Source organism: Microvirga arsenatis (genome assembly GCF_009910705.1).
In the GTDB taxonomy this organism is placed as follows: Bacteria; Pseudomonadota; Alphaproteobacteria; order Rhizobiales; family Beijerinckiaceae; genus Microvirga; species Microvirga arsenatis.
In genome coordinates, this window is sequence record NZ_JAAAXJ010000050.1 from 1 (window position 1) to 4,142 (window position 4,142).

A 4,142-nucleotide genomic window follows, 5' to 3' on the forward strand; every position below is an offset into this window, starting at 1 on the left:
GTTCCATTTAGCTCTAGTCCCTAACAGGATCCTCAACTGTAGCAGTGATTTAGCTGTCGTGGACATGTCAAGAACGACAGCAGGATGTGAGTGCCTACGGCATGCTCGCCGTCAAGAACGGGCCTTCGGCCCGCCGCCTGCGGCGGTGCTGCGCATTCTTGACCGCTGCGCGTGCCTCCGGCCTCGAGGCTCGCATGGCCGATGACGGATCTCTCCGTCATCGGCCATGACGATCTCACATTCAAGCCTTCGAACGGCTGCGCGTCTCCAGCAACTCGGTGACGGCAGCCTGGTGCCGGCTGCGCCATTCCTCCGCCTCGCCAAGGGCTTTCTCGTAGCGCCGTTCCAGGGCCGTCTTCTCCTTGCGAAGCTCCGTCAATTCCTGCTCCAGGCGGCTGATCTTGTTCCGCAGCGCCAGTTCGATCGTGGCCGCCCGGCCGGCGGAGCGGGCAGGGACCGTCTCGCCTTCCACCACGACCGCCTGATGCTGCCCATCCGTGCGGAGTTGCTCGATGGTGTCCTTGAAGTGCGTGTAGAGGTATTGGCGGCTCACCCCCGCCTGCTCGGCCACCGTCTTGAAGGTGATCACCTCACCGCGGCGGCGCATCTCCGTGATGGTCTCCTCGACTAGGCGCCGCTTTCCCACACTGCGCTGTTCCGCTGCCGCAAGCAGCCCCCCGATACTTCCGATGGCTCCCACCGTACACCCCTTCCGTTTTGATCGTGCTGATGATCGTGGCGAGATTCGCCATGCCGTCCTCAGTCCGTTCCATCCTCCTGCGGCCGATCTCGGCCATGCGCAGCTGACCCTTCTGCTCGAAGTCGGTCACCTCCGCCTGCAGGCGTTTCAAGCCTGAGGCCATTGAACGCTTCTCCCGCTCAAAAAAGGGTAACTGCTCCACATCCGCCCGGAAGTAGACGCAGGTGAAGCAGGCTCCATTGTGCTCGCACCATTCGCCAATCTGGCCGGGGAGGGAGCACAGACCGCCGGGAATATCGACTGCCAGGGCCGCATCTTTCCGGATCGCGAGTTCGGCGATCTTGTCGTCCACCTCGCCCTTGATGGTGACGAACTTGCCACCGCCCTTCTCCAGAAGAGCCTTCTTGCGCAATTTGAGACGACGGTTGACATACACGAGGCTCATGTCGGCCGAGGCATGACCCAGCTCCATCTGGATCAGGTGGATGTCATAGCCGGCCAACGCCATTTCGGTGCCGTAGAAGTGCCGGAAGTCATGCCAGCCGAAGTCGTACAGCTTTCCCGCTGTGTCGCGGATGCCATTGTCGATGCACCACCGGCCGATGATCTCGCGGGTTCTGCTGCTGTCGAGAGCCACTTCCTTGTCGCCGAGCCGGTGCGGGAACAGATACTCAGTGGCCCGGCCCCATTGCAGGTGAACCTCTGCGCGCTGCTCCTCGATCGCCTGGATGACCAGAGCATGGGCTGCATCGTCTTTTTGCAGCGGCTTGGTATTCCACCGCCGGACCTTCGATTGGTAGAACGTCAGCAGCATGAAGCGGTTATCGTCCGGATCGGGCTTCAGGCAACCGAATCCAAGATGATGAAGGTCGCGGCAACGCATGCCGGTGTAGCGGACGATGATCAGCAGCCGCTTGCACACCGGGGGCAGGGTGTCGAACCGGGCAAACATCTGCTCCACCACCTCCTCCGGGACCAGCGCCTCCTCGAACTTGCGCTCGTAATGGCGGCCCTTCGGATGGTAGCTGTGCACCCGACGGATGTTGCGTGGATCGAAGGTCAGACGTGACCAGCCCAGAGCGGGCAGGTGGGCTGACGCCCATTTGAGCAGGTTGATTGGATCGGCATACCAGTTCTGCCCGACGAAGCCCTTCTCCTTGCCCCAGGCCAGGAAGGTGTGGTCGACAAACTCCTGCGTCACATGCTTCGGCTTCGGCACAGGATGCAGGTCGTGCAGGCACTCATCGAGCTGCGACAACCTTTTGACATAGCTCACCAGGGTCGTGGCGGAGAGTTCCTTGTACGCGATCTTGCTCAAGATATAACGCCGCGCGGCATCGCGCAGCCAGAGGGAACGGACCTTGTAGAAGTGGAAGTAGGGCTCCGTCCGCTTGCTCTCCGGAACCTCGTCGGCTGGATACACATCTTCGAACAGAATGAGATCCCTGGTCTCGAGGGGCTTGGCCTTCTCCCGCAGGATCAGAAGCGTCCGCACCAGGGAGTTTGCCGGCGTGAAGTTGCGATAGACGTTCTTGGCCAACGTGCCCTCGCCGCCCCGGAGGCGCCATTCCCCGGTGTACTCTCGTGTGCTGTAGCCTTGAGTCTGGAACCAATCCCGCATGACCTGGGCCAGCGGCGTGCTGCTGTTGCCGTCACCATCCTCAAGCGGGTCCCCGAAGTCGATCAGGCATGGGCGCACATTCACTGTTGCGGGCCGTCGGGCTGGATCGGCAAGATCGGCACAGAACGGGATCAGGCGTGCGGCCCGAGCATACCAGTCGTAGTGCCGGCTCTGCGAGCGGGCCAGCCGCCATGTAAAATAAGCCTTGAGCTCGGTCCGATACGGTTCGGGAACGCTGGTGAAGTCGAAGCCGACGCCGCCCAGGAAGCGATCGTCCGAGCGCGGATTGGCGGCCAGTTCCAGAGCCTCCTGGCGCAGTCGCTGCCGCGTCCGTGATGGGAACTTCGGTGGCGTATAGAGCGCTGAGGCGCCATCAATGCCGAAGCACTTGTCCAGGGTGTGATAGCCCCAGCGATCGCGCTTGAGGAGGAGGGGGCTGACGCTGGCAATGAAGGTCTGAAGGCTGCCGAGGTAAGCGTTCTGCGGCTCGTTCGTGGCGACGATCTTCATAGCCATTTGATCTGCTCCTGCGTCAGGGTCCGACGCCGCAGATCGCTCAGCCGTCCCTCGAGTTCCTCATGGCTCCGGAGGCGCATTTTGCGATACTCGGCGTTGAACAGGTGCTTGTAGATCGCATTGGTGGTCTGCGGGCTGGCGTGGCCAAGCCGGTCGGCAACATCGAGCAGGCTGTAGCCTTGAGCGATGGCTTCGCTGGCATGGGAATGCCGGAACATGTGCCAAGTGAATGCAACGCCGGAGGCCTTCGCCAGACGCCCCTGAATGTCGTAGACATTGCTCTCGGACAACCCGCGCCCGATCAATCCTCCGGCGAGATTGCAGAACACGTAGTCCGTTCCGGCCTCGAAGGCCGGGAGGTACTCGTCGCTGGCGATGTAGTCCTCGTACATCCGCATGAGGAAGTCTGGCACCGGGATCGGCCGTGGATGGCCGCTCTTGACCCTGGCGCGGTTCTCGAGCGCGCGTGGTGTCACCCAGATCAGGTTCTCATCGAGGCGGATATCCTCGTGCAGCAAGCCCCGCGCCTCGCCGATCCGCATGCCGGTCGTATAGAGGATGACCGCAAGGAAGGCATCGCGCATCAGCGTGGCGGCCTGGATGATCCGCACGACCTGCTCCGGCTTCAACCGGTGATCGGCGGCTCGCTTGGCGGCTGCCGCCATGGCATCACCATCCGAGCGGCTCTCGGCCTTCCGGCGCGCCTTGCGGGCAGACACATGCGCCAGAAACGGCTGATAGACCTCGGGCGCATAGGCGCGCGGCTTCTCGACCGTGTCGAACAGCACCGTTGCATCCCGGAGCTTCAGAAAGGCATAGAACGCCTTGATGCCAAACAGGATCTGGTTGTGCAGGCTGGCCGAGACCTCCACGTGCTCGGGCCGCAGTGGGATAAGGTTCATGGCGGCTCTCGCATCGAGCTTCCGGCCAGCCTTGGCGACGGCTGGGATGAACTGGTCGAGATCGGTGGCCGTGATCTCGTGGAAGCTTCTGCCGAGGGCCGCGAGATAGTTGCCAAGCCTGACAGCGTGCCGGGCGTAATGGCTGACGGTGCGGGGCGCGTAATGCCGGGCTTCGAGATAAATGACGAAGTCGCGGATCTCAGCGACAACGGCGTCGCCGTCATAGGCGGTCCAGGTGATACGGCCGCTGGGCAGAACAATGCGCTGGAGATGCATGAGTGCGCTCCAACCACGTTGTGGACAGACTGAAGCTAATCCCGTCCACAACGAGCAGCAAATGCGCTAAAGTGGTACGTGGATTACATCGTTGACATGAAGAAATATCCTAGAGCTAATTCCATAA

The 4,142-nt window shown here is 61.9% G+C and carries 3 protein-coding genes; all 3 read right to left on the bottom strand.

Annotated features, from left to right (window positions below; translation table 11 throughout):
* Positions 1 to 241: 241 nt before the first annotated feature.
* From GR303_RS24095 to GR303_RS24105, 3 genes are read right to left on the bottom strand one after another with little or no spacing between them, the layout of a single operon-like run.
* Positions 242 to 700: a DUF6262 family protein gene (locus GR303_RS24095; RefSeq protein ID WP_343232028.1), complete on the bottom strand. Its 459-nt coding sequence runs from the start codon at positions 698 to 700 to the stop codon at positions 242 to 244.
* Positions 591 to 2,837, bottom strand: a complete 2,247-nt coding sequence (locus GR303_RS24100; protein ID WP_161726979.1) for a tyrosine-type recombinase/integrase — start codon at positions 2,835 to 2,837, stop codon at positions 591 to 593. The genes GR303_RS24095 and GR303_RS24100 overlap by 110 nt, the downstream gene beginning before the upstream one ends.
* Positions 2,828 to 4,015 (bottom strand): tyrosine-type recombinase/integrase, encoded by a 1,188-nt coding sequence (locus tag GR303_RS24105; protein WP_161726977.1) that lies wholly within the window; start codon positions 4,013 to 4,015, stop codon positions 2,828 to 2,830. The genes GR303_RS24100 and GR303_RS24105 overlap by 10 nt, the downstream gene beginning before the upstream one ends.
* Between the last annotated feature and the right edge of the window lie 127 nt (positions 4,016 to 4,142).

Excerpts from the sequence above, each read along its gene's own strand:
- GR303_RS24105 (WP_161726977.1), bottom strand. The coding sequence starts at position 4,015 with ATGCATCTCCAGCGCATTGTTCTGCCCAGCGGCCGTATCACCTGGACC.
- GR303_RS24100 (WP_161726979.1), bottom strand. The coding sequence starts at position 2,837 with ATGGCTATGAAGATCGTCGCCACGAACGAGCCGCAGAACGCTTACCTC.